At 61.6% G+C, this 22,250-nt stretch carries 18 protein-coding genes; 17 read left to right on the forward strand and 1 reads right to left on the reverse strand.

All coding sequences use genetic code 11. The features are described 5' to 3' along the window. Positions 1–50 precede the first annotated feature (50 nt). The 3 genes from ACTHXA_RS01125 to ACTHXA_RS01135 all read left to right on the forward strand — a co-directional run bounded on the left by ACTHXA_RS01125 (position 51) and on the right by ACTHXA_RS01135 (position 5,135). A complete protein-coding gene (locus ACTHXA_RS01125) occupies positions 51–1,100 on the forward strand; it encodes a DUF5684 domain-containing protein (RefSeq protein ID WP_441668474.1) in 1,050 nt (349 codons plus the stop codon). Between the two features lie 97 nt (positions 1,101–1,197). Then, entirely contained in the window at positions 1,198–2,289 is a 1,092-nt protein-coding gene (locus ACTHXA_RS01130) for a DUF4192 family protein (RefSeq protein WP_441668476.1), read from the forward strand. Next, on the forward strand, positions 2,286–5,135 hold the full coding sequence (locus ACTHXA_RS01135; protein ID WP_441668478.1) for an FtsK/SpoIIIE domain-containing protein: 2,850 nt from the start codon (positions 2,286–2,288) through the stop codon (positions 5,133–5,135). The genes ACTHXA_RS01130 and ACTHXA_RS01135 overlap by 4 nt, the downstream gene beginning before the upstream one ends. Here the strand turns inward: ACTHXA_RS01135 and ACTHXA_RS01140 are convergent. Then, positions 5,116–6,135 (reverse strand): asparaginase, encoded by a 1,020-nt coding sequence (locus ACTHXA_RS01140; protein ID WP_441668480.1) that lies wholly within the window; start codon positions 6,133–6,135, stop codon positions 5,116–5,118. The two genes, ACTHXA_RS01135 and ACTHXA_RS01140, sit on opposite strands and share 20 nt — an antisense overlap. A gap of 94 nt (positions 6,136–6,229) precedes the next feature. Between ACTHXA_RS01140 and dxr the strand changes: the two genes are divergently transcribed. From dxr to rbfA, 14 genes are all read left to right on the forward strand, one after another. Further along, positions 6,230–7,330: a 1-deoxy-D-xylulose-5-phosphate reductoisomerase gene (dxr, locus tag ACTHXA_RS01145; RefSeq protein ID WP_441668482.1), complete on the forward strand. Its 1,101-nt coding sequence runs from the start codon at positions 6,230–6,232 to the stop codon at positions 7,328–7,330. Positions 7,331–7,341: 11 nt separating this feature from the next. Continuing rightward, positions 7,342–8,760 (forward strand): M50 family metallopeptidase, encoded by a 1,419-nt coding sequence (locus tag ACTHXA_RS01150; protein ID WP_441668484.1) that lies wholly within the window; start codon positions 7,342–7,344, stop codon positions 8,758–8,760. A gap of 36 nt (positions 8,761–8,796) precedes the next feature. Continuing rightward, entirely contained in the window at positions 8,797–9,942 is a 1,146-nt protein-coding gene (gene ispG, locus ACTHXA_RS01155; protein ID WP_441668486.1) for a flavodoxin-dependent (E)-4-hydroxy-3-methylbut-2-enyl-diphosphate synthase, read from the forward strand. 100 nt (positions 9,943–10,042) lie between these two features. Continuing rightward, positions 10,043–11,038, forward strand: a complete 996-nt coding sequence (locus ACTHXA_RS01160; protein WP_441668488.1) for an AAA family ATPase — start codon at positions 10,043–10,045, stop codon at positions 11,036–11,038. A gap of 1 nt (position 11,039) precedes the next feature. Next, entirely contained in the window at positions 11,040–11,930 is an 891-nt protein-coding gene (locus tag ACTHXA_RS01165) for a DUF58 domain-containing protein (protein ID WP_441668490.1), read from the forward strand. Continuing rightward, the gene (locus ACTHXA_RS01170; protein WP_441668492.1) at positions 11,917–12,465 is read left to right on the forward strand and encodes a hypothetical protein; all 549 of its coding nucleotides are present in this window, start codon (positions 11,917–11,919) and stop codon (positions 12,463–12,465) included. The genes ACTHXA_RS01165 and ACTHXA_RS01170 overlap by 14 nt, the downstream gene beginning before the upstream one ends. Further along, entirely contained in the window at positions 12,456–13,451 is a 996-nt protein-coding gene (locus ACTHXA_RS01175) for a vWA domain-containing protein (RefSeq protein ID WP_441668494.1), read from the forward strand. Before ACTHXA_RS01170 ends, ACTHXA_RS01175 begins: the two co-directional genes overlap by 10 nt. After that, positions 13,448–14,434, forward strand: a complete 987-nt coding sequence (locus tag ACTHXA_RS01180; protein ID WP_441668496.1) for a vWA domain-containing protein — start codon at positions 13,448–13,450, stop codon at positions 14,432–14,434. Before ACTHXA_RS01175 ends, ACTHXA_RS01180 begins: the two co-directional genes overlap by 4 nt. After that, positions 14,431–15,147, forward strand: a complete 717-nt coding sequence (locus ACTHXA_RS01185; protein WP_441668498.1) for a hypothetical protein — start codon at positions 14,431–14,433, stop codon at positions 15,145–15,147. Before ACTHXA_RS01180 ends, ACTHXA_RS01185 begins: the two co-directional genes overlap by 4 nt. A 38-nt stretch (positions 15,148–15,185) precedes the next feature. Beyond that, complete coding sequence (locus tag ACTHXA_RS01190; protein ID WP_441668500.1) at positions 15,186–16,979, forward strand: proline--tRNA ligase; 1,794 nt, start codon at positions 15,186–15,188, stop codon at positions 16,977–16,979. 67 nt (positions 16,980–17,046) lie between these two features. Beyond that, positions 17,047–18,054: a transcription termination factor NusA gene (gene nusA, locus ACTHXA_RS01195; protein ID WP_441668502.1), complete on the forward strand. Its 1,008-nt coding sequence runs from the start codon at positions 17,047–17,049 to the stop codon at positions 18,052–18,054. 10 nt (positions 18,055–18,064) lie between these two features. Continuing rightward, a complete protein-coding gene (locus tag ACTHXA_RS01200) occupies positions 18,065–18,370 on the forward strand; it encodes a YlxR family protein (RefSeq protein ID WP_441668504.1) in 306 nt (101 codons plus the stop codon). A gap of 73 nt (positions 18,371–18,443) precedes the next feature. After that, the gene (gene infB, locus ACTHXA_RS01205) at positions 18,444–21,458 is read left to right on the forward strand and encodes a translation initiation factor IF-2 (protein ID WP_441668506.1); all 3,015 of its coding nucleotides are present in this window, start codon (positions 18,444–18,446) and stop codon (positions 21,456–21,458) included. Continuing rightward, the gene (rbfA, locus tag ACTHXA_RS01210) at positions 21,451–21,876 is read left to right on the forward strand and encodes a 30S ribosome-binding factor RbfA (RefSeq protein WP_441668508.1); all 426 of its coding nucleotides are present in this window, start codon (positions 21,451–21,453) and stop codon (positions 21,874–21,876) included. The genes infB and rbfA overlap by 8 nt, the downstream gene beginning before the upstream one ends. The last annotated feature ends 374 nt before the right edge of the window (positions 21,877–22,250 follow it).

The raw sequence follows: 22,250 nt of genomic DNA on the forward strand, positions 1-22,250 counted from the left end.
TGGCTAATCCAGCCGTCCCCAACGAACCGAAAGGAACGGTAGGAACCCCTATGTACTCCTTGTACTCCTACTCCACATCGGATGAAACCGTTTTCGGATTCCTCCTGGCATATATCGGCGTCATCTTTATTTTTGGTCTGCTGCTCTACGCCATCTCGGCCTTCTTCTTGATGAAAATCTTCAACAAGATGGGAATCGATAGCTGGAAGGCTTGGGTTCCAGTCTTCAATAACTGGGTCTTCCTTGAAGCTGGTGGATATCCCGGTTGGATCATCCTGCTTAACTTCGCGGGATTCATCCCCTTTATTGGCTGGATCGGCTCGATCGTTGCCCTCGTCTTCCTCTGCATGGCCGCCTATCGGATCGGCGTCGGTTTCGGCAAAAGTGGTGCATGGGTCGTCCTCTACTTCTTCCTCGGTCTCATCTGGATGGGTATCCTCGCCTTTGACAGCTCGAAGTGGCGCGGCCTTCCTGACGGCGCACGTCCCGGACCGACCGCCGCTGCAGCTGGCGTCGGTGTGACCCCATACTCGGCAAGCGGCTACCAGGCACCTGGTCAGCAGCCCGGCGGCTACCAGCAGCCAGGCCAGCCGGGTGGCTACCAGGCACCTGGTCAGTCGGGTCAGCCCGGTGGGTACCAGGCTCCTGGCCAGCAGCCGGGTGGCTACCAGGCTCCAGGTCAGTCGGGTCAGCAGTCCGGTGGGTACCAGGCTCCTGGCCAGCAGCCAGGTGGCTACCAGGCACCAGGACAGTCCAGCGGACAGCCGGGTCAGTCGAGCGGCTACCAGGCTCCAGGTCAGTCGGGTGGCTACCAGGCTCCCGGTCAGTCGGGTCAGCAGTCCGGTGGTTACCAGGCTCCTGGTCAGTCGGGTCAGCAGTCCGGCGGGTACCAGGCACCTGGCCAGCAGTCGGGTGGATATCAGGCACCGGGTCAGTCGGGTGGATATCAGGCACCGGGTCAGTCGGGTCAACAGTCCGGCGGGTACCAGGCACCTGGGCAGTCCAGCGGACAGTCGGGACAAACCGATAACCCGTACGGCAACGACACCCCGAATAGCGATAACCCCTACGGCAACAAGCCAGATGGCTCGAGCAACTAGCGCGAGAGTTCTCCACAGGAACGCTTGAACCAAGCTTCTCCACAGAAAACGAGGGCCGGTGAGCATTACGCTCACCGGCCCTCGTACTGTGTGCGGCATGAAGCAGCCTAAGAAACTCCGAACCGCCCTCGATATCCTTGCCACCGCGCCAGAAATGGTCGGTTATTTCCCCAATAACTCACTCGTCTTAATCCCACTTACCTACGGTCACGGACGCGCGTGCATCCGCGTCGATCTGCCCGCAAATGAGGGCGTAAGTCCGACCGAGTACGCCGTCAAAGTCGTCGAACAACTGCAGCAGTTGCGAGATACGAGCAGCGTAATCATCTGCCTGTTCTCCGAGAACCCCATCATCGATGACCGCGCTCCGTTTAGCTTGCACATGGCGACGCTCATGGCCTATATCGACTTCTACGGAGTACGGGTCAAGTGGGCCCTGTGCTGTGCTGGCAATGGCTGGATGAGCTACAACGGCGAGGAGCGCGGCACCCTCCGAGACCTTGATCGGGCAATTCCTAACACCGTTGCATCGAGTTTCGAAGAATTTGCACAAATCCCCGTAGTTGATGCAGCAGCGCGACGTGCACTGCGAAAAGCAATGCGTGAGGGTGCCGGGATCAAAGCGCTCGATGGGCCCGAAGTCCTCATGGCGTGGGAGACTCTGCTCGACGGGAGTACAAGTAGCTCGGAGGAGTTATTGGTGCGCGCCCGCGCGAGCGTTGCCGTGGGGCTCCGAGACCCGCTGATGACCGGGTGCATCCTGGCCAACGCGGTATACGGCTCCGAGGCTTCGCTGGACTTGGAACGTGTCTGGTCAGCATTACTCAACGACGGCGACCAGTACATTGACAGCATCATCTCCGAACGAATCGAAACGGAGCCGATTGACCTCGAACGCACCGCGAATGGTGCGGTAATCCTTCGCACGATCATTGGCACGCTTTCGCCCGGCACCGACCGTTCGACTGCGTTAGCCGCATTGAGCTGGCTGGAATGGGCTCGTGGGTCAAGTTCATTGGCCAGCTACTACGCTCACGAGGCGTTGGATGGCAGCGAAGATATTCCCCTCGCGCGAATCGTGTACGCAATGAGCGAGAACTCGATTACGCCGGGGTGGATTCGCGAGGTCGGCGCTACGGGTGGATTTACGGAGGATGATTTCGATCTACTGCTTGAGGCAACGGAATGACACTCATTGTCGAGGCCCCGGCCGACCGCGAAGAACCAGCGATTCGACTCCCGAGTATTCCTGAGGAACCCGCGCCGAATGGGTTTCCAGTGTTGATGGTGGTTGCGCCTGTCGTAGTGGCACTCATACTCTTCGCAATTCTGAAAACACCATATGTGCTGATGTTTGCGGTACTGGGGCCGGTCCTTGGCACGGCAAATGTTATTGATCAGCGCATCGGCAGGCGACGTCGGCGCCGGCGCGCCGAGGCCGACTTCGAAGTGCAGGCAGTCCTTGCAACGGCAGAAATCAATGCGGCGCATCGTCGGCTTATTGCGCGGAAGCGGGCGCTGCTGCCGCTTGCTCGCGACCTCATTGCCGGTGCGGTTCGCGTAGAACAGGGGATCGCAGTCGGCGTGGCCACTGTGGCAAGCGGACTGCGCACAGAGGGCACCGGTAGTGATGAACGCAGTAGGGCACTGGCGCAATTCGCCGGTCGCCTTGCGGGTGCCCCGGTTTCGGTGGAGTGCCGAAGCATCGCAGTGACCGGACCGCGTGCGGAAGTGTCCGGTGCGGTCCGGGCGCTTGTGGTGCAGTTACTTACCGAAGATCCTGCGGCACCGATTGCACTGACAGGTGACCTTTCCGCCGCTGTGGCTGGTGAACTCCGGATGGCGGGGGTTGAGCTCAGCAGCGTTCACGAGGCGGAGGTGGTCATTGGCGCAAATACCGATCCGCGAGTTTCGGGAGCGGATGATTGGGAGCAGGACTACGAAGCGAGCATCAGAATCGGCGTTGGTGGTGCGAGCGTGCTCACGGCACCGGATGGTCGCATGACACGAATCGACGTTGATTCCCTGAGCGCGGGACTACTTTCAGCCTGGTTGCCTCGTGTGGTTGCTGCCCAGCGAGCACGAGTTCGTGCAGCGTCCATTGTGCCGTCGAGCTGCGACCTCGTTGACTTGCCTGCCGCCCCACCGGGCGGAATCGGCGCGGTGTTCATGGTTGGTGCCGATGGCGCCGTCACGCTCGATCTGGTCACCGACGGTCCCCACGCGGTTGTTGGCGGAACAACCGGGAGCGGAAAGAGTGAACTTCTGATTGCATGGGCTGCCGCACTGGCCTCGAGCCACACGAGCGAGGAATGCAATTTTCTTTGTGTCGATTTTAAAGGTGGCGCCACCTTTGATGCCATCGCGGAGTTGCCACACTGCGTCGGCGTGGTCACCGACCTGGACGAAGATGAAGCGGTTCGCGTGGTCTCGAGCATGCGCGCAGAAGTGCGAAAACGCGAGCAACAACTACGCGATCTTGGAGTCCGGGATATAGCCGCTCTCATGCCTGGAGTGATGCCGCGGTTGGTGGTCATGGTGGATGAATATCAAGCACTGCTCGAAGCACATCCGGGACTGCAGGAGGTATTTGGTGACCTCGGTGCGCGCGGGCGAAGCCTCGGCATCCACCTGATTCTGTGTACGCAGCGGCCGACGGGTACATTTCGCGAAAATCTCCTCGCGAACTGCGCAATCCGAGTATGTCTTCGTGTTGAACAACCCAGCGACTCCGCCACGCTTCTCGGAGCACCGGACGGTGCCCATCTGGACCGCGGGTTGCGTGGGCGAGCGCTCGTACGAATCGGGAGCGGCGAGATTCGCACCGTCCAAGTCGCACTTGCCCGACCGCAAATTGTGGCGGAACTGGCGACGCGCGAGGAGGCACGCCGAAGCGCCGAGCACCGAGGGGCAGTTGCTCGCCCATGGCATCCCTCGCTCCCGCTTGAATTACGCACCGAGCAATTGCAACTGGCAACCATCCCCGGCGGCATTCCCTTCGGGATGGGCGACCTACCTGAGCGACAACTCCAACCGGTGGTGGGAATTGACCGGCCAGGCGAGCACATCTTCGTGGTGGGAATGGCCGAGAGCGGCAAAAGCGGCATGATTGACGCGGTCGCCGAGGGGGCTGCACAGCGCAGCATTCCCGTGGTGCGAATCGGCCCCGAGATCGAAGCGGCATGGGATCGAGTGGAACACCTCTTGCGAGGACCATCGCCTGTGTGGCGAGTGGTGCTGATCGACGACATTGACCTCATCGAGCAGCACCTTGACGAAGAACACCGATCCGAATGGCTCGATCGCGTACAACGACTGCTCAGAAGCGCCACCCAGCTTCGCCTCAGCGTAATAATCACTGCCCGACGGGTGAGCGGATCGCTACAGAAACTCCGCAGCCTCTGCGGCGCCACTCTGTTCCTTGCCGCACCCTCGCGACAAGAGTGGGTCCTACAGGGAGCCGACCCCGGCGATTGGACTGAATCACTGCCACCGGGCCGTGGGCGACTCGGCCGGATGCTCGTGCAAATAACGAAAGCAAGCCCGGGAAACGACCTAGACAGCCAAGTAGCGCACCAGCAGTGGCAATCGTTCAGGGTGCCCAAGGAGGGCCTGCTTGTCACCGGCAGAAGACTCGGTCCCGTCCGTGAAGCGCTCACTGCACTCGGTCACTCGGTCGGCGGGGTCCCGAACGCCGCTGCGATGCGAACCGGCGATTTGGCCGTTGAAATCGGTGGCCAAGTCATCCTCGGCGACACTGATCAGTGGAACGCGTCCTATGGCACCCTGCCGAAACTCGCCGAGCGGGTCCCGGTGCTTGCTATCGGAATGACACCGGGGGAATGGCGTGGAATTTTTCGCGGTGATCCAATCTACCCGGCGCTGGCGGATCCATTCGCACGGGGACTGCTGCGCCATCCATCAGGGAAAGTCGATCGAGTTGCCCTCCACGAAGGTGCACCGGTACAGCTGCAAGCGCAGGTGAACCACAGCAGTCGAGGAGCCGAACTCCACTTCACGAGTGGCGTTCAATGACACTTGGGATATCGGAGCCAAGCATGATCCCACCGACGGGCTGACCGCCGCCCATGATGCCGAGCCGCAATTTCGGTAGGACGGCCTCGGCCTTACCCGCATCGAGCGCACCGGCTGCAACGAGCAATTGCAACCCGGGAAGCATATTGGCGCGACTTGAACCATCCAGTGACTTGATTGCCACGGAAGTACCGTCGGGAGCGACCAATACCAGGACCCCTTCGGTACCCGTTTTTGCGAGGATGCCGAGCTCTTCAATCACCACCGAATCGGGACGGTTGTGACCGGCGATGGTCCATGGATGCTGCAGCGTCGCATCCCAGATTTTGGCGGCATTCCGGAATATCCCAAACGGCGAGGTCGACTGTGACGTCGCGAAGCGCGACATTGCGCGGGCCATACCGGCGAGCGACACCGCAAAAATTGGCGCCCCACAGCCGTCAACGGAGGTGATGCTGACTTGCTCGCCAGCGAAGCGAGCGAGCGATTCGCGCACGAGCTTCTGCAGCGGGTGATCGGGTGACAAGTAGTTCTCGGTTGGCCACAGCGCGGTAGCGCAGGCCGCTAGGAAGCCAGCGTGCTTGCCGGAACACTCCATGTACACTTTCGCGCTCGGTTCACCGGAACGGATGAGTGAGTCACGCGAGGCACGATCCGCGGGCCACGCCGCGGGACATTGCAGCGCATCCTCATTGAGCCCGGCACGGCCCAGCACGTCACGCACGAGCGCAATGTGCAGGGGAGTGCCGACGTGGGAGGCACACGCCACGGCGAGGTGCTCGCCGTCCAAGCTTGCGCCAGCCTCAAGCGACGCGAGAGCTTGCACGAACTTCAGTGTGGACCTCGGAAAAATCGGTGCGCGGACATTCCCCAAGGAAGCGAGCAATTCGCCATCGGCGTCAACCACCGCCGCGGCACCCAGGTGACGCGACTCAATGAAATTTCCGCGCGTGACCACGGCTAATTCCACCGCATCCTTGCCCAAGAATGTGCCTGCCACCAAATACCTCCGCACCAAAGTGAGTAACTACGCCATGCTACGCGGTTCTCGCGATCCGGCTACCGTTGACGAGACTACTTCGAGGAGAACCACGATGAATGAATCCCCGCGCACGGTGCTTGTTTTGGGGGCCACCGGGTCGATCGGTAGGCAAACACTCGACATCATCCGCCGCAACCCGCATCGCTATCGAGTGGTCGGACTCAGCGCCGGTACCCAGGTCGACGCCCTGCACCAGTTGGCCACCGAGTTTCGTGTGTCACCGGAGGCAACCGCATTGGGCGCGGAAGAGGCTGAGCTGCTTGCTCGAGACATCGAGGCCGACGTCGTCGTGAACGGCATCACCGGCTCCGCGGGTCTTGGTGCAACCCTCGCAACACTCGCGGGTGGACGAACCCTCGCGCTCGCCAATAAAGAGTCACTCATCGTCGGTGCGCCACTCGTTCGAGCACTTGCAAAGCCCGGCCAAATCATCCCCGTTGACTCCGAACACTCGGCCATCGCTCAGTGCCTCACGGCCGGGCGAAAAGAGGAAGTCGCCCGGCTCGTGCTCACCGCATCCGGAGGTCCGTTTCGAGGCAAATCGCGCCAAGAACTCGTCAGCGTCACGCCCGAGCAAGCCCTTGCGCATCCCACCTGGAATATGGGACGTGTGGTCACCACCAATTCCGCGACGCTCGTCAATAAGGGACTCGAGGTGATTGAAGCGCACGTGCTCTTCGATATGCCCTTCGACAGAATTGACGTGGTCGTGCATCCACAATCCATCATTCATTCCATGGTCGAGTACGTAGACGGGGCGACGATTGCGCAGGTTTCGATCCCGGATATGCGCCTGCCCATCGCGCTCGCACTCAACTGGCCCGAGCGAGTCCCGGGCGCAGTCACCCCGATGGACTGGACCAGAGCCCAAGAATGGACCTTCGAACCGCTCGATAACGAGGCATTCCCCGCAGTGCAACTCGCCAAAGAAGTGGGCGCAGCCGGCGGCGCATACCCGGCGCTGTTCAACGCGGCGAATGAGGAGGCGGTGGATGCCTTCCATGCCGGAAAGATTCCCTTCCTCGGCATCCTGGACACGGTACGAGCGGTCATCGACCAGTGGACGGCGACTAACGCCGAGGTGACCCGCGAGTCCCTGCTGGAAGCTGAGACCTGGGCACGCTCAGCCGCACATCAGCGCATCCCGGCGTAGGCTAGTCGCCCGTGACCGGCGTACTGCTTTTTATCATTGGTATCGTCGCGGCCCTCATTGGGCTCGCGATCTCCATCGCGCTCCACGAAATCGGACACCTATCTTTCGCGAAGCTGTTCAACGTGCGTGTTCCGCAGTACATGGTTGGTTTCGGCCCAACGATTTGGTCGAAGCAAAGCAAAGAAACTGAGTACGGGATAAAGGCGATTCCGCTCGGCGGCTATATCTCCATGATCGGGATGTACCCGCCGGCTCCGGGCGAGCGCGCGACAGCCCAGGGCACCGGATTTGTGTCGCCCGTCATGGATGGCGCCGAACAGCGCCGCAGTGATGAGGCCGCGAAACGGGACCGCGGCGCCGCCTCGTCAAACCCCGGTTTCGTCTCGAGAATGATCGAGGATGGTCGACAAGCCAGCGCCGAGAGCATTCCCGAGGGAGAAGAGGATCGGGCGTTCTACCGCAAACCAGTGTGGCAGCGACTGCTAATTATGCTCGGCGGTCCGTTCATGAACCTCGTCATCGCAGGCGTGTGCTTCGCGATCGTGGGGCTCGGATTCGGCGTCTACCAACCCACCACGACCGTGGGTGACGTCTATGAATGCGTCGTTCCCGCGGGAACCGAAGAGGTCCCCGAGGTGTGCCCCGAACCGGCACCGGGTGCTGCCGCAGGGCTCGAACCGGGGGACGAGGTGCTTGCCATTGATGGTGAGCCGATTTCGAGCTGGGATGAACTCCAGGGGCGCATCCGCGAGAGCGTCGACCAGCCGATGAACCTGACCGTCAACCGAGACGGCACCGAACTCGAGCTCACGGTCACGCCTCGTCCGAACGAGGTGTACGTGCTGGACGAAGCGACCGGTGCGGTGCTCGAGGACGAAAATGGCGAACCGGTTACGCAGACCGTCGGCTTTGTTGGCTTCACTGCCACGAGCGAGCGCACGCAGCAGGACATTGCGTATGTCGGAGAAATGTACGGGCAGACCGTTAACGGTGTCGTGGGCGTGGTCGTCACGCTGCCGGAGCGCGTCATGCAAATGTTCCAGGCAGGATTCCTCGGGGCAGAGCGTGACCCGAACGGGCCGATGAGTGTGGTCGGTGTGGGACGGATCACCGGTGAAATCGTGGCGCAAGACACGATCCCGGTTGTCGATCGGATCGCGACGGTGGTGCAGATCCTGGGCTCCTTGAACGTTGCCCTCGCGATCTTCAACCTCATCCCGCTGCCACCTCTGGACGGCGGTCACGTGGCGGCGGCCCTCTACGACGGACTCCGACGCTGGTTCGCGAAAATCCGTTGCAAGCCAGATCCCGGCCCCTTCGACGCGGCAAAACTCTTGCCGGTCACCATGGTCATGGCCATCGTTTGGCTCATCATTGGCGCCCTGTTTATCTTCACCGACCTCGTCAACCCCATCCGGCTGTTCGAGTAGGAACCTTCCACACTGCGGCCACGTAGACTGGCGAACGTGTCTGCTGTGAATCTCGGAATGCCAAAGATCCCCGAACTCATCACCCCGCGCAAAAAAACGCGCAAGGTCAAGGTGGGATCGGTATACGTCGGTGGCGATGCTCCGGTGACGGTGCAGTCAATGACCACGACACCCACGCACGACATCAACGCAACCCTGCAGCAGATCGCTGAGCTCACCGCGGCGGGTTGTGACCTCGTGCGGGTCGCGGTACCGCGAAAAGAAGACGCCGAAGCGCTCAAGATCATTGCGATGAAGAGCCAGATTCCGGTCATCGCCGATATCCACTTTCAGCCCAACTATGTCTTCCAAGCGATCGACGCGGGATGCGCTGGCGTCCGCGTGAATCCGGGGAACATCCGTAAGTTTGACGACCGAGTTGGTGAAATTGCAAAGGCCGCGAGCGACGCCGGAGTGGCACTGCGCATTGGCGTGAACGCCGGCTCGCTCGAGCCATCATTGCTTGAGAAGTACGGCCGACCCTCCGCAGAGGCCCTCGTGGAATCCGCAGTGTGGGAAGCGAGCCTCTTCGAGGAACACGGCTTTTACGACTTCGGCATTTCCGTAAAACATAACGACCCGGTAGTGATGGTCAAGGCATACCGGATGCTCTCGGAGCGTGGCGACTGGCCACTGCACCTCGGCGTCACCGAGGCAGGCCCCGCATTTCAAGGCACAATCAAGTCCGCCGTGGCCTTCGGCTCACTTCTCGCGGACGGCATCGGCGACACCATCCGAGTCTCGCTCTCGGCACCGCCGGTGGAAGAAATCAAAGTGGGGTTCCAGATCCTACAGTCACTCAATTTGCGAGAGCGGCGCTTGGAGATCGTGTCCTGCCCGTCCTGCGGTCGCGCACAGGTGGATGTCTACACCCTCGCCGACTCGGTGCAGGAGGGCCTCAAACACCTCACGGTGCCAATTCGCGTTGCCGTCATGGGATGCATCGTCAATGGACCCGGCGAAGCACGCGAAGCGGACCTCGGCGTCGCCAGCGGCAACGGGAAGGGTCAGATTTTCGTCAAGGGCGAAGTCATTCGCACCGTCCCGGAATCCGAGATTGTTGAGACCCTGATTCTTGAGGCTGAGCGGATTGCCGCAGACATGCCGACGGAATCCGTGGGCAGCCCAGAAGTGCTCACCTAGGCTGTCACCCGCAATTACGCGTCAAAACAACCCCGGCCGGAGACCCCGGGCAACTTCGGGATGACGAATCGTGACGCTTCCAACACCTACGATGAGGGCCATGACTTCTTCACGCCAACGCATTACCCCAGCAGAACTTGCCAACGCGAATCAGGTCATCGGGGGAATCGTATCGGCGTTTAGCCGGAAGGTCGTCGGCCAGAATCAACTGCGCGAGACCCTCTTAGTCGCTTTGCTGACTGGCGGCCACGTCTTATTGGAATCGGTTCCGGGGCTCGCGAAAACTACGGCGGCAGAGGCACTCGCCGCCTCGCTTGGCGGTTCTTTTCGCCGCATTCAGTGCACCCCCGACCTGCTACCGAGCGACATCATTGGCACCCAGATCTATGACGCCCAGCAGAACCAGTTCCTCACGAAACTCGGTCCGGTGCACGCCAACTTCGTGTTGCTCGATGAGGTCAACCGCTCCAGCGCCAAAACGCAATCGGCAATGCTCGAAGCAATGCAGGAGCGGCAGACCACGATCGGTGGCGAGCGTCACGAACTGCCGAAACCCTTCCTCGTGATGGCAACGCAGAACCCTATCGAGCAAGAGGGCACCTACGTGCTCGCCGAAGCGCAGCTGGACCGCTTCATGCTCAAGGACGTCCTCGACTATCCGACTCCCGCGGAAGAAGCGGAAATTCTCCGCCGTATCGACGCGGGCGTATTTGAAGAGGACAGTGAGCCGGTCGCATCCCTCTCTGAGATCAATGAATTGCAGCGGCTCGCGAAGCGCATCTACGTCGACCCCGCGATCACCGAATACGTGGTCTCACTCACCTACGTCACGCGGCACGTTGAGCAATATCTCGAACCGGAACTCGCTCGGCTGGTGGAAGTCGGCGCCTCACCGCGCGCGTCAATCAACCTCATCGCGGGAGCTCGAGCGGCAGCGTTGCTCCAAGGCCGGGACCATGTCATTCCCGAGGACGTGCGCCGACTCGGCCACCGCATCCTGCGTCACCGTACGCTTTTGAGCTACGAAGCGGAAGCGACCGGGGTGACACCGGAACGCGTAGTCGACGCCATTTTCGCTTCGGTTCGGACACCATAACGTGACGGCACCGCTACTGCAGCGCATCAAATCCAAGCTCTTTCTGCGTTCGCGGAGAAAGGCGACGCACCTGCTCGACGGGCACTACGCATCCATCCACCGAGGTCGAAGCCTTGATTTTGACGACCTGCGCGAGTACGTGCCGGGGGATGCCGTGAGTGATATCGACTGGAAGGCGTCGGCGCGCGCAAGCACCACGCTGGTACGCCGCTGGGCCGACGAACGGCGCCACCGCGTGATGTTCATCGTGGATTCGGGACGGAATATGGCCGCTCGATCGATCGCGGATGACCTTAAGCGAGATATAGCCGTCGCTGTGACGGGAACCCTCGGCTACCTCGCCATTCGGCACGGGGACGAAGTGGGGCTGATCTCGGGGGACGAAGACAGCGTCCGACAGCGGCCATTTCTTAGCACCGAGGGTGCACTCGAGCGGATGCTGCGGGAAATCAATGACTCCGCCTCACTCGAGGCGCCGGTGTCCGATATGTCGGCACTGCTTGCTCGAGCACAAACAACCCTCAAGCATCGCGCAATGGTCGTCGTGGTGACCGACGAGATCGGACTCAGCGAAGAGCTTGAGACGAGCGTGATTGCCCTGGCGGCGCAACACGAGTTGTTCTGGGTAGAAGTGCTGGATGCCGACCCCACCAACCACGCGCGCAAGGAAGCTCGGATCTTCGATGTCGCAGGTGAATGGGAGATGCCCGCGGCACTGCGTGAGAACTCACGCCTGCGCAGGGAATTTCTGCAGCAGTACGATACCCGGCGCGAGCGGATGCGCGAGCTGCTGGAACATCGCGGGGTCACCGTGGTACGCATCGGGCGAACTGATGATGCGGTGCCGCAACTCTTGCGGGCGCTGAAGGCGAGGCAACATGCTCGTCGCTGACGCACACTACATCTTCACCGCAAACCTGTTCACGAGCGAGGTGCTCGCTGCGAGCACCGAGGAACCGAACCCCGGCGAGGTAATGCCGCTGGTCGGGTACAGCCCCTTTTGGCTCGTGCTCGGTATCGCGATCATTGCGTTGATCGTGGCGTTCTACGTTGTGGTGGCACTGCTGACCTCGGTACGGTCACGGGCCAACGAAACCGCGGAATCCATCGAACCTCCGGTCGACATTGCCCAGCTCCAGACCGAGGCATACGACCGCGTTGCGCAGATCGAAACCGCTTCGATGCGGGGCGAGATCGACACCAGATCCGCCCACGAGCAGCTGAGCGCGGTGGTGCGCAACTACGTTGCCGAGTCCACCGGCATCCCCGCCGACCATATGACGCTCGCCGATCTGCAGCGCACGGACCTCGTCGGCACCACTCGCGCGGTTCAGCAGTTTTACCCGGGCGTCTTCGGTGCCGAGCCGGATCGCGATCTCGATCGCAGCATCCAAATGGCGAGGGAGGTGCTTGCCGGATGGCGTTAGCGTACTGGTGGTTGCCCTTCCTCGTTGCTGCGGTGGTCGTGGTTCTCGCGGTCGTCGTATTCGTCCGGTCACCCCGCCGGAAGGTTGGTGGCGTGCCCATTGCAAACTCGGAACGGTTCACGAAGCTCCCGGGCTACCTCAAGGCCATTGACCGAGCGAACTTCGCGGCGATCCTCACGGGCGTCGTGCTTGTGTGCCTCATTGGGGTTACGACGATGGCTGGCGCGCGCTGGGTATATACCCAGGTCGAGACGCCAGAAAAGTACAACCGTGACATCGTGCTTTGCCTGGATGTCTCCGGATCGATGGTGGATTTTGACGCCGAGGTGATCGACCGATATCTCGAGATGCTGCCCGGCTTCGAAGGGGAGCGGATGTCGCTCGTGTTGTGGAACTCATCCGCGGTGCCGGTCTTCCCGCTCACCGATGATTATCGATTTGTTGAAGAGCAGCTCACGCAGGTGCGGGATGCCATGCGCACCGGAAGCAATACGAGCTACTACGACACCGGCACGCTCAATAGCCCCGGCGCCTCGCTCGTGGGTGACGGGCTCGCATCCTGCATCATGCAGTTCGAGGGTGCCTCGCCCTCGGAAGGCGACCAGCCCGTCGACGACGATCGCTCTCGCTCGGTGATCCTCGCGACCGACAATGTCGTCAACGGCTCGCAAACGGTGTCCCTGCCGCAGGCCGCGCAATTTGCGCAGCAACACTTCGTCAACGTCTACGCACTCGACGCGAATAACCTCGGTGACGCCTACGCCGCCGAATATGAATCGGTGATCGAGGAACACGGTGGCACCTATTACGAGCTGGAGGACGAAACCGCTATCGATGCCATCGTCGATGAGATTACGAGCGACCAGACCAATATGATTCAGGGCACACCGCAGCTCTTGGTGATCGATCGCCCCGAAACTTGGCTGTGGTGGATGCTCGTGCTCGTCCCGATATACCTCGTCGCCGCGAGGAGGTTGCGGCTGTGACATTCAATCCATTGCTGCCAAGCTGGCTCCTCGTGCTGCTCGGTGTGGCTCTTTTGGCCTGGGTGATTTATTCGGGCATTCGTGCGTCGCGGCGCACGCGGATGCTGTGGCTGGGCCGCGCTGTCATGGTGGTCGCACTGATCGGCGCACTCGCGCGCCCCGGGGTCGGTTCGGTGGCGGCGGAAGTTGCCGACGAATCCGTGGATGTGCTGTTCGTGGTGGATGCCTCCGCTTCCTCCGCGGCGGAGGACTGGGCTGATGGTCGTCCGCGCTTTGAAGGGATGGCCGAAGACGTCACGACGCTTGCCCAGCAGCATCCCGGTGCCCGGTACTCACTCGTGAGTTTCGGTTCGGATGCGGTGCAGCGGCTACCATTCACCACCGATGCTTCGGCCCTGAGCCAAGCGGTTGAGCGGCTGCAGCCAGAGGATGTGGCCTATGCACAGGGCTCTTCGGTCGGTGCGGCGGCGGAGCTGGTCCACGAAATTCTCGACAGTGCGAGCACCGACTATCCGGACCGCGTGCGTGTGGTCTACTACCTCGGCGATGGTGAACAAACCGCGGAGGAATCGCCCGAATCCTTTGGCGACTCGGCGGATCTCATTCAGGGCGGTGCCGTCTACGGCTACGGCACCGAAGCGGGCGGGCAGATGATTGAGTATGGCCGCTACGGTGCGACTGGGGACTATATCCAGGATGAGAATGACGAAGACGCGATCTCAGAGCTTGAGGAAGAGAACCTCGTCGAGATAGCCGAACAACTCAGTGTGCCCTACGAGCTGCGTAGCGCCGAGGACGAAATTACCCCGGCACAGGTGGATCCGGGGCGAGGCCAGGCCCTCGAAGGTAGCTCAACACAGCTCACTACGTTCCCGCTGTACTGGGTGTTTGCACTGGTGGTCCTTGGCTGGCTACTCGTTGAAGTGTGGGTGCTTGGGCGGGCAGCAAGCGAATTGCGTCGAGCACGGGAGCTGGTGGAATGACAACGCAACACGGCACTGAACGCCGGAAACTGCGCCGACGGCTGATCCTCTGGACGCTACCCGTTGTGTTGCTGGTGGGCGCCTTTGGATTGATCCTGATTGGTCAGCACTTGATTGCGAGAACCGCGGTGACTCAGCATTTGAATGAGGAGCACGAAGAGGCGCTCAACACCTCGGGTCAGCTCGCGCTCGTCAATCTCGTTGAGCGCTGGAAACCGCACTACAACATGGGTACGAGCTATCTCGAACTCGATGCCCTCACCGAGGCAGGGGAGCAGTTCACCACCGCGCTGGGGCTTGCGTCACCGGCGGAACAGTGTCCCATCCGTGCGAACTATGCGATCACAATCGAGCGTGAAGGCGACGGTCTCATGGCGGAAGGCGACACCGAGGGTGCCCTGACCAAATATCGTGAGGCACTCGACATGATTGCGGCGCAGGATGAATCCTGCGACCAAAGCACATCCAACCGCTCGCTCGACGACAGCCAGGTGCGGATTGAAGAAAAGCTGCAGCAACAAGAGCAACAGCAGCCGCAACCCGATGAGCAAGACCCGGAAAGTACCCCACCACCCGAGTCGCAACCCAGCCCGGACGCACTCGATGAGCTAGAAGACGGACTCGACGGGAACCGCGAGGACCGCGAAGATCAGCTCGAGGACGATGAAAACTGGGGCGGCGGTGGCGGCGGCCAGGTGGATGAGCCCTGGTAGGTCAGCCAGACAGTTCGTGGGGCGGTACGATAGCTCGCGTGATTGATCGCCTTTCTACTTTGTTTGTCCGTACGCTGCGTGAAGACCCGGCGGATGCGGAAGTTGCCAGCCACCGACTGCTCGTGCGCGGGGGATATATTCGTCGCCAAGCGCCCGGGGTATTTGCCTGGCTCCCACTCGGATTACGGGTGAAGCAAAAGGTCGAGCACATCATCCGTGAGGAGATGGCGCGGGCAGGTGCCCAGGAAGTCTTGTTCCCGGGGCTGCTTGCCGCCGAAACCTATGAGGCCACCGGACGAATCAACGACTTCGGCGACTCAATGTTCCGGCTGGAAGACCGCAAGGGCGCCCCAATGGTGCTTGCGCCCACCCATGAAGAAGCCTTCACGGTTGCGGTGCGGGACATGTACTCCTCGTACAAGGATTTGCCGCTGACGATCTACCAGATCCAGGACAAATACCGCGATGAAGCACGTCCCCGCGCGGGGCTATTGCGCGGTCGGCAGTTCACGATGAAGGATGCGTATTCCTTCGACGTGGATGATGAGGGCCTCGACGCGAGCTATCAAAAGCAGCGGGATGCCTATGAGCGCATCTTTAAGCGCCTTGGCCTCGAGTACGTGATTGTGGATGCGCAGGCTGGCGCCATGGGCGGGTCAAAGTCAGAAGAGTTCCTCCATGCCACAGACGTCGGTGAAGACACCTTCGTGGTATCGGCTGGCGGATACGCAGCGAACGTCGAAGCCTATGTCTCGACCCAGACACCGTCACGCGACTTCAGCGACGACGGTGCGGTCACCGAATTCACGACGCCCGGCTCCAACACGATTGAGACACTCGTCTCGGCGGCCAATGCTGAAGTACCCGGTGACGAGGCATGGACTGCGGCTGACACCCTCAAGCACGTGGTGCTCACCCTCGTCGACTTCGAAGGTAACCGCGAGGTCATCGTCGTCGGGCTCGAGGGGGATCGAGAGGCAGACCTCGGGCGCATCGAAGCTGCGTTCAGCCCACGCGAGGTTGAAATTGCCACCGAGGATGACCTCAAGTCGCATCCTGATCTCGTCGCTGGCTATATCGGTCCCTGGCTGGACGGTAATCAAGTCCTCGGAGCTGAACAGGCCTGGGGTGTGCCCTACTACCTTGATGCGCGCATCGGTGAGGGCTCCAATTGGATCTCCGGCGCCAATAAGGCCGACACCCACCTCTACAATCTCGTCATCGGCCGGGACGTGGTTCCCGATGGCCGAATCGAAGCGGCGAACGTGCGGGATGGTGATCTCGCTCCCGACGGCTCGGGACCAATTACCACGCGTCGAGGCACCGAGATCGGACACGTCTTCCAACTCGGACGCAAGTATGCGGAGGCACTCGATCTGCGGGTACTTGACAAGAACGGCAAGCTGGTTGTGGTCACGATGGGTTCCTACGGTATCGGCGTGACGCGAAACCTTGCGCTGGTTGCCGAACAGAATCACGATGACCGCGGGCTGATTTGGCCTGAAGCACTCGCACCCTTTGACCTGCACATTGTCGCGACTGGTCGTGGGGATGTGCCGCTCCAGGTCGCCGAAACTCTCGCCACCGAAGCAGACGCTGCCGGCCTCGAGGTGCTGCTCGATGATCGGCCGAAGGAATCTCCGGGCGTGAAGTTCGGCGACGCCGAACTCATTGGTGTGCCGTGGATCATCATCGCCGGTAAAACCGCTGCCGATGGCGAAGTTGAGCTGTGGAACCGTCGCACGAACGAGCGAAGCAAGGTTGCGATCGACCAGGCCATTAACACGCTCCTTGCAGCTCGTGCGGTATCCTTGGAGGCTGCTGCTAAATAGGAAGTGCTTCTTGCCTTCCATTCGGCGGTTAAATTTTAATACCGTCATAGCTGAATAAGGAGTGCCAATGAAGATTGACCTGGCAGTATTGCGACTGCTCGAACGGGAACGAGAGATCCCCTTCGAGGAGCTAGCCTCGATCATCGAACAGGCCATCCTGACCGCATATGAAAAGCATGCGATTGCGGAAGCCGACAAGACACCTCCGCCAGCGGGATCGCGCGTTGTTCTTGACCGGAAGACCGGCGAAGTGAACATCCTCGTGCCGGAGCTGGACGAAGACGGCGCGAAAATCGGCGAAGCCGTTGAAGAGCCCGAAGACTTTGGGCGAATTGCCGCGGCGGCCGCAAAATCGGTGATCAACCAGCGCCTGCGCGACTTGGGCGATGACAAGGTACTCGGCGAGTTCCGTGGCCGCGAAGGCGACATCATCGCCGGCGTGATCCAACAGGGACCAAACCCGCGCATGATCCAGGTGGATCTGGGAACCGTGGAAGCTGTCTTGCCCCCGGAAGAGCAGGTACCGGGCGAGGACTACTCACACGGCACCCGCATCCGCGTCTTCGTGACGAAGGTGGAGCGCGGACTTCGCGGTCCGCAGATCACCGTGTCACGCACCCACCCGGGACTGGTTCGGAAGCTCTTCGCACACGAGGTTCCCGAAATTGCGGATGGTGTGGTCGAGATTATTTCCCTGGCTCGGGAAGCGGGTCACCGCACCAAGATCGCAGTTCGCGCGAATAGCGAGGGCATTAACGCTAAGGGCGCTTGCATTGGCGAACTTGGTGCGCGAGTGCGTGCAGTGACCAACGAGCTCGGCGGTGAGAAAATCGATGTGGTGGACTACGCCGAAGACCTCGCCACCTTCGTCGCTAATGCGCTCAGCCCCGCGAAGGTCTCGAGTTCTTTCGTGCTCGATCCCGCTTCGAAAGCCGTTCGCGCACTCGTGCCCGATTTCCAGCTTTCGCTCGCGATTGGAAAAGAGGGCCAGAACGCTCGGCTCGCCGCGAAACTGACCGGCGCGCGCATTGATATTCAGCCCGACTCGATCCTTGAGGACTCCGACGAGTCGTAGAAGGAGTACTATGGGTCAAGTGCGAACGTGCATCAGTTGCCGATCGCGCGCCCCAAGATCAGAACTCACACGCATTGTCGTGTCTGAGGGACGCCTCCGGGTTGACCGGGAAGCGACCCAACCTGGTCGCGGGGCATGGCTACATCCGAACGAAAAGTGCGTGCGAAACGCACTTGAACGGCGGGCCTTCCGAAGGGCTTTGCGCATTCGCGATGTAGACGACACGGATATACGCAAGTATGCCGAAGAAGTGGTCGGGGCGCCCGCCTCGACACAGACAGCAAAGGTTGTTGATCGGACTATGGACCAATCATGAGTGGCTCACGATGAGGCACAACCGAAGTTAATTGGTCTGCTCCCCACCGGGGCAGACCCTGGTGAGGAGAAAAGTGGCAAAACCACGCGTACATGAGATCGCCGCCGAATTAGGCGTCGAATCAAAGGTCGTCCTATCGACCTTGCAAGAGATGGGCGAATTCGTAAAGACGGCATCGTCCAGTGTCGAACCCCCGGTCGCGCGTCGACTTCGCGATGAATTCAAGCGACGCGCCGAAGCCGGCGAGGGTTCAGATAGTGCTGCCGAAGCGCCGGCTCCCGCAAAGGCGAAGCCCGCTCAAGCGGAGAAGCCCGCGGAAACGCCGGCTCCCAAGGCAGCCCCCGCGGCGACGCCGAAGTCTGGACCGACCCCCGCTTCGCCGAAGCCGGGCCAGCGTCCCGCTGCACCCAAACCGGGTCAGCGTCCAGCCGCGCCAAAGCCCGGTCAGCGATCCGCTGCGCCGAAGCCTGGGCAGAAGGCTCCCGCGCCGAAGCCAGCAGCGGCTCCCGAACCGCGGAGTCGTTCGAGCGTCGCACCGACGCCGGACTCTACGGCGCCCGTGGCACCGCCTACTCGTTCCGCGGTAGCGCCTACGCCAACCCCGGCCGAAAAGGATGACAAGGCGCAGCAGGGCTCGAAGCCCGCGCCGGCAGCAGGCGGTACCAAGCCGACTGCGGCAAAGCCGGGTCAGGCGGCTCCGAAGCCCGGCCAGGGCGCACCGAAACCTGGCGCTGCCGCACCGAAGCCCGGTCAGGATGGCCCCAAACCGAATCCCAACAACATCCCACGCCCTCGCGGACCCCGCCCCGGAAACAACCCCTACGCATCCGCGCAGGGAATGGGACGGCCACGCGGCGGGAACAACCCGTTTGCCTCGAAGCAGGGCGGCGGCGGTGGCCAGCGCTCCGGTAACGACCGTCCGGGGAACCGGTCGGGCGGTGGCGGTGCGCCCACGCCAGGTACGAGCGCACGTCCATCCGCGCCACGTCCGGGTCAGCCCCGCGTGCTGCCGGGCGAGCGTCCACAGGGCCCCGGCAAGGGTCGCGGCGGTTCCGGTGGCGGCGGCGGTCGTCCCGGTGGCGGCGGTCCCGGCGGTTTCACAACTGCTCGTCCCGGTGGCGGCGGTGGTGGTCGCGGCGGTGGCCGTCGCGGCGGCACCGCTGGTGCATTCGGCCGCGGCGGTGGCAAGTCCAAGTCGCGCAAGTCGAAGCGGACGAAACGGGCAGAATTTGAAATGCGGGAGGCACCGTCAATTGGCGGTGTAAAGGTCCCGCGCGGTACCGGCGAAACCCCGATCCGGTTGCGTCGCGGCGCATCCATCTCGGACTTTGCCGACAAGATTGATGCCTCGCCAGGCGATCTCGTAACCATCCTGTTCCACCTCGGTGAAATGGCAACGGCGACCGAATCGCTCGACGAAGGCACCTTCGAGGTCCTCGGTGAAGAGCTCGGCTACCGGATCGAAGTTGTTTCGCCCGAGGACGAAGACCGCGAGCTGCTCGAGGACTTCGATATCGATCTCGAAGCTGAAGAAGCCGAAGAGTCGGATGACATGCTCGAGGCACGTCCGCCGGTCGTGACCGTCATGGGTCACGTCGACCACGGTAAGACGCGACTGCTCGACGCTATCCGTCAAGCCGACGTCGGTGGTGGCGAAGCTGGTGGCATCACCCAGCACATCGGTGCCTACCAGGTCTGGGGCGAGCACGACGGAGTCCGTCGCGCCATCACCTTCATTGACACCCCGGGCCACGAGGCGTTCACCGCCATGCGTGCCCGCGGTGCGAACGTGACTGACGTGGCGATCCTCGTGGTTGCCGCCGACGACGGCATCATGCCGCAGACGATTGAGGCGCTGAACCACGCACAGTCGGCAGATGTGCCGATCGTGGTGGCGGTGAACAAGATCGATGTTGAGGGCGCGAACCCACAGAAGGTGCGTTCGCAGCTCACCGAGTACGGACTGATTGCCGAAGAGTTCGGTGGCGACACCATGTTTGTCGATGTTTCGGCAAAGCAGGGTGAGGGTATCCGCGACCTGATCGACTCAGTGCTGCTCACGGCAGATGCTGCGCTCGACCTGCGTGCAAACCCGAATAAGGATGCGCGCGGTACCTCGATTGAAGCGAAGCTCGACCGCGGTCGCGGTTCGGTTGCAACCGTGCTGATCCAGTCGGGAACGCTCAACGTTGGTGACTCCATCGTCGCGGGTACGGCCCACGGTCGTGTTCGCGCGATGATCGACGAGAACGGTGACTCGGTCAAGGCCGCAGGTCCCTCGCGACCGGTACAGGTCCAGGGTCTGAGCTCGGTGCCTCGCGCCGGTGACACGTTCATCGTGACCGACGACGACCGCACCGCGCGACAGATCGCTGAGAAGCGTGAGGCAGCCGAGCGCAATGCTCAGCTCGCGAAGGCTCGCAAGCGCATGTCGCTTGAGGACTTCACTCGCGCACTCGAAGAGGGCAAGGTCCAGTCGCTCAACCTCATCCTCAAGGGTGACGCTTCGGGTGCCGTTGAGGCACTGGAAGACTCGCTCCTCAAGATCGAGGTGGACGACTCGGTACAGCTGCGCATCATCCACCGTGCCGTTGGTGCGATTAGCGAGTCGGATGTCGACCTGGCAACCATCGATAACGCTGTCATCATCGGATTCAACGTTCGCCCGGACCAGAAGGCCCGCGCGAAGGCTGCATCCGAAGGCGTGGACACGCGCTTCTACTCGGTTATCTACGATGCAATCGACGACATCGAGAAGTCCCTCAAGGGCATGCTCGAACCCGAGTACGAGGAAGTCCAGTCCGGTGTGGCCGAGGTTCGCGAGATCTTCCGCTCCTCGAAGTTCGGCAACATCGCCGGTGCGCTTGTGCAGTCCGGTACCATCACCCGCAACGCCAAGGCACGCATCCTGCGTAACGGAGTTGCAGTGGCCGATGGTCTCGCGATCGAATCGCTGCGTCGTTTCAAGGATGACGTGACCGAAGTTCGTGAGGGCTACGAGTGCGGTATCGGTCTCGGTAAGTTCAACGATCTGCAGATCGGTGACGAGATCGAGACGACCGAGATGGTGGAGAAGCCTCGTGACTGACCATGGCCGCGCTGCAAAGCTGGCTGACCGCATCAAGGTGCTGGTGGCAAAGATTCTCGAGCGTGGGATCCGCGATCCCCGTCTCGGCTTCGTCACCCTCACCGACGTGCGGGTGACCGGCGACCTGCAGCATGCAACGATTTTCTACACCGTGTATGGCACGGACGAAGAGCGAACAAGCTCCGGTATCGCGCTCAAGCGAGCAACCGGTCGCATCCGGTCGGAAGTGGGGAAGAACCTCAACATCCGGCTGGTACCAACGCTCGAGTTCGTGCACGACGGGCTACCCGAGAATGCCGCTCACCTTGAGGAACTGCTTGCCAAAGCGAAGGCTCAGGATGAAGTGGTCGCTCGGGAGCGCGACGGCAAGTCCTACGCCGGGGACGAGAACCCCTACGAGTTGGACGAGGAAGACTAGAGTCCGGGCTGCTTTTCCGCAGAGTGCGTTCTCGTCGTTCGCTTTCACAGCCGCAGTTGCGCCGATTCCGTTGGTGTAGCTGCGGCTGCGTCGTCATTGCGGCCGCGTCGTCGGTGTGGCTGCGGCGTTGTAACCGCGGCTACGGGTTCGTAGCCCGGGTTGGTAGCGGTCATCATGGTTGAAGTACGACCCATGGCGAGCGCTAGCTGCAATGATTACGGGCGCGACTGGCCATGATGACGCCTGCCACCTGCCATGATGACGAACGAGACCGGCCATGATGACCGCTGGCTGCAATGATTCGCGGTCCCGGTCGAGGATGCCGCGGTGCAAGCGGGGTATAACTCCGATTGGATCGGCGTGACTGCGTCTGC

The sequence above is a fragment of the Gulosibacter sp. genome, assembly GCF_052090685.1.
Lineage (GTDB): Bacteria > Actinomycetota > Actinomycetes > Actinomycetales > Microbacteriaceae > Gulosibacter.

Bases quoted from the DNA above. Each gene is read 5' to 3' on its own strand.
- ACTHXA_RS01185 (WP_441668498.1), top strand. From the start codon at position 14,431: ATGACAACGCAACACGGCACTGAACGCCGGAAACTGCGCCGACGGCTG.
- nusA (WP_441668502.1), top strand. From the start codon at position 17,047: ATGAAGATTGACCTGGCAGTATTGCGACTGCTCGAACGGGAACGAGAG.
- ACTHXA_RS01160 (WP_441668488.1), top strand. From the start codon at position 10,043: ATGACTTCTTCACGCCAACGCATTACCCCAGCAGAACTTGCCAACGCG.
- ACTHXA_RS01170 (WP_441668492.1), top strand. From the start codon at position 11,917: ATGCTCGTCGCTGACGCACACTACATCTTCACCGCAAACCTGTTCACG.
- ACTHXA_RS01135 (WP_441668478.1), top strand. From the start codon at position 2,286: ATGACACTCATTGTCGAGGCCCCGGCCGACCGCGAAGAACCAGCGATT.
- ACTHXA_RS01175 (WP_441668494.1), top strand. From the start codon at position 12,456: ATGGCGTTAGCGTACTGGTGGTTGCCCTTCCTCGTTGCTGCGGTGGTC.
- ACTHXA_RS01130 (WP_441668476.1), top strand. From the start codon at position 1,198: ATGAAGCAGCCTAAGAAACTCCGAACCGCCCTCGATATCCTTGCCACC.
- ACTHXA_RS01200 (WP_441668504.1), top strand. From the start codon at position 18,065: ATGGGTCAAGTGCGAACGTGCATCAGTTGCCGATCGCGCGCCCCAAGA.
- ACTHXA_RS01125 (WP_441668474.1), top strand. From the start codon at position 51: ATGTACTCCTTGTACTCCTACTCCACATCGGATGAAACCGTTTTCGGA.
- dxr (WP_441668482.1), top strand. From the start codon at position 6,230: ATGAATGAATCCCCGCGCACGGTGCTTGTTTTGGGGGCCACCGGGTCG.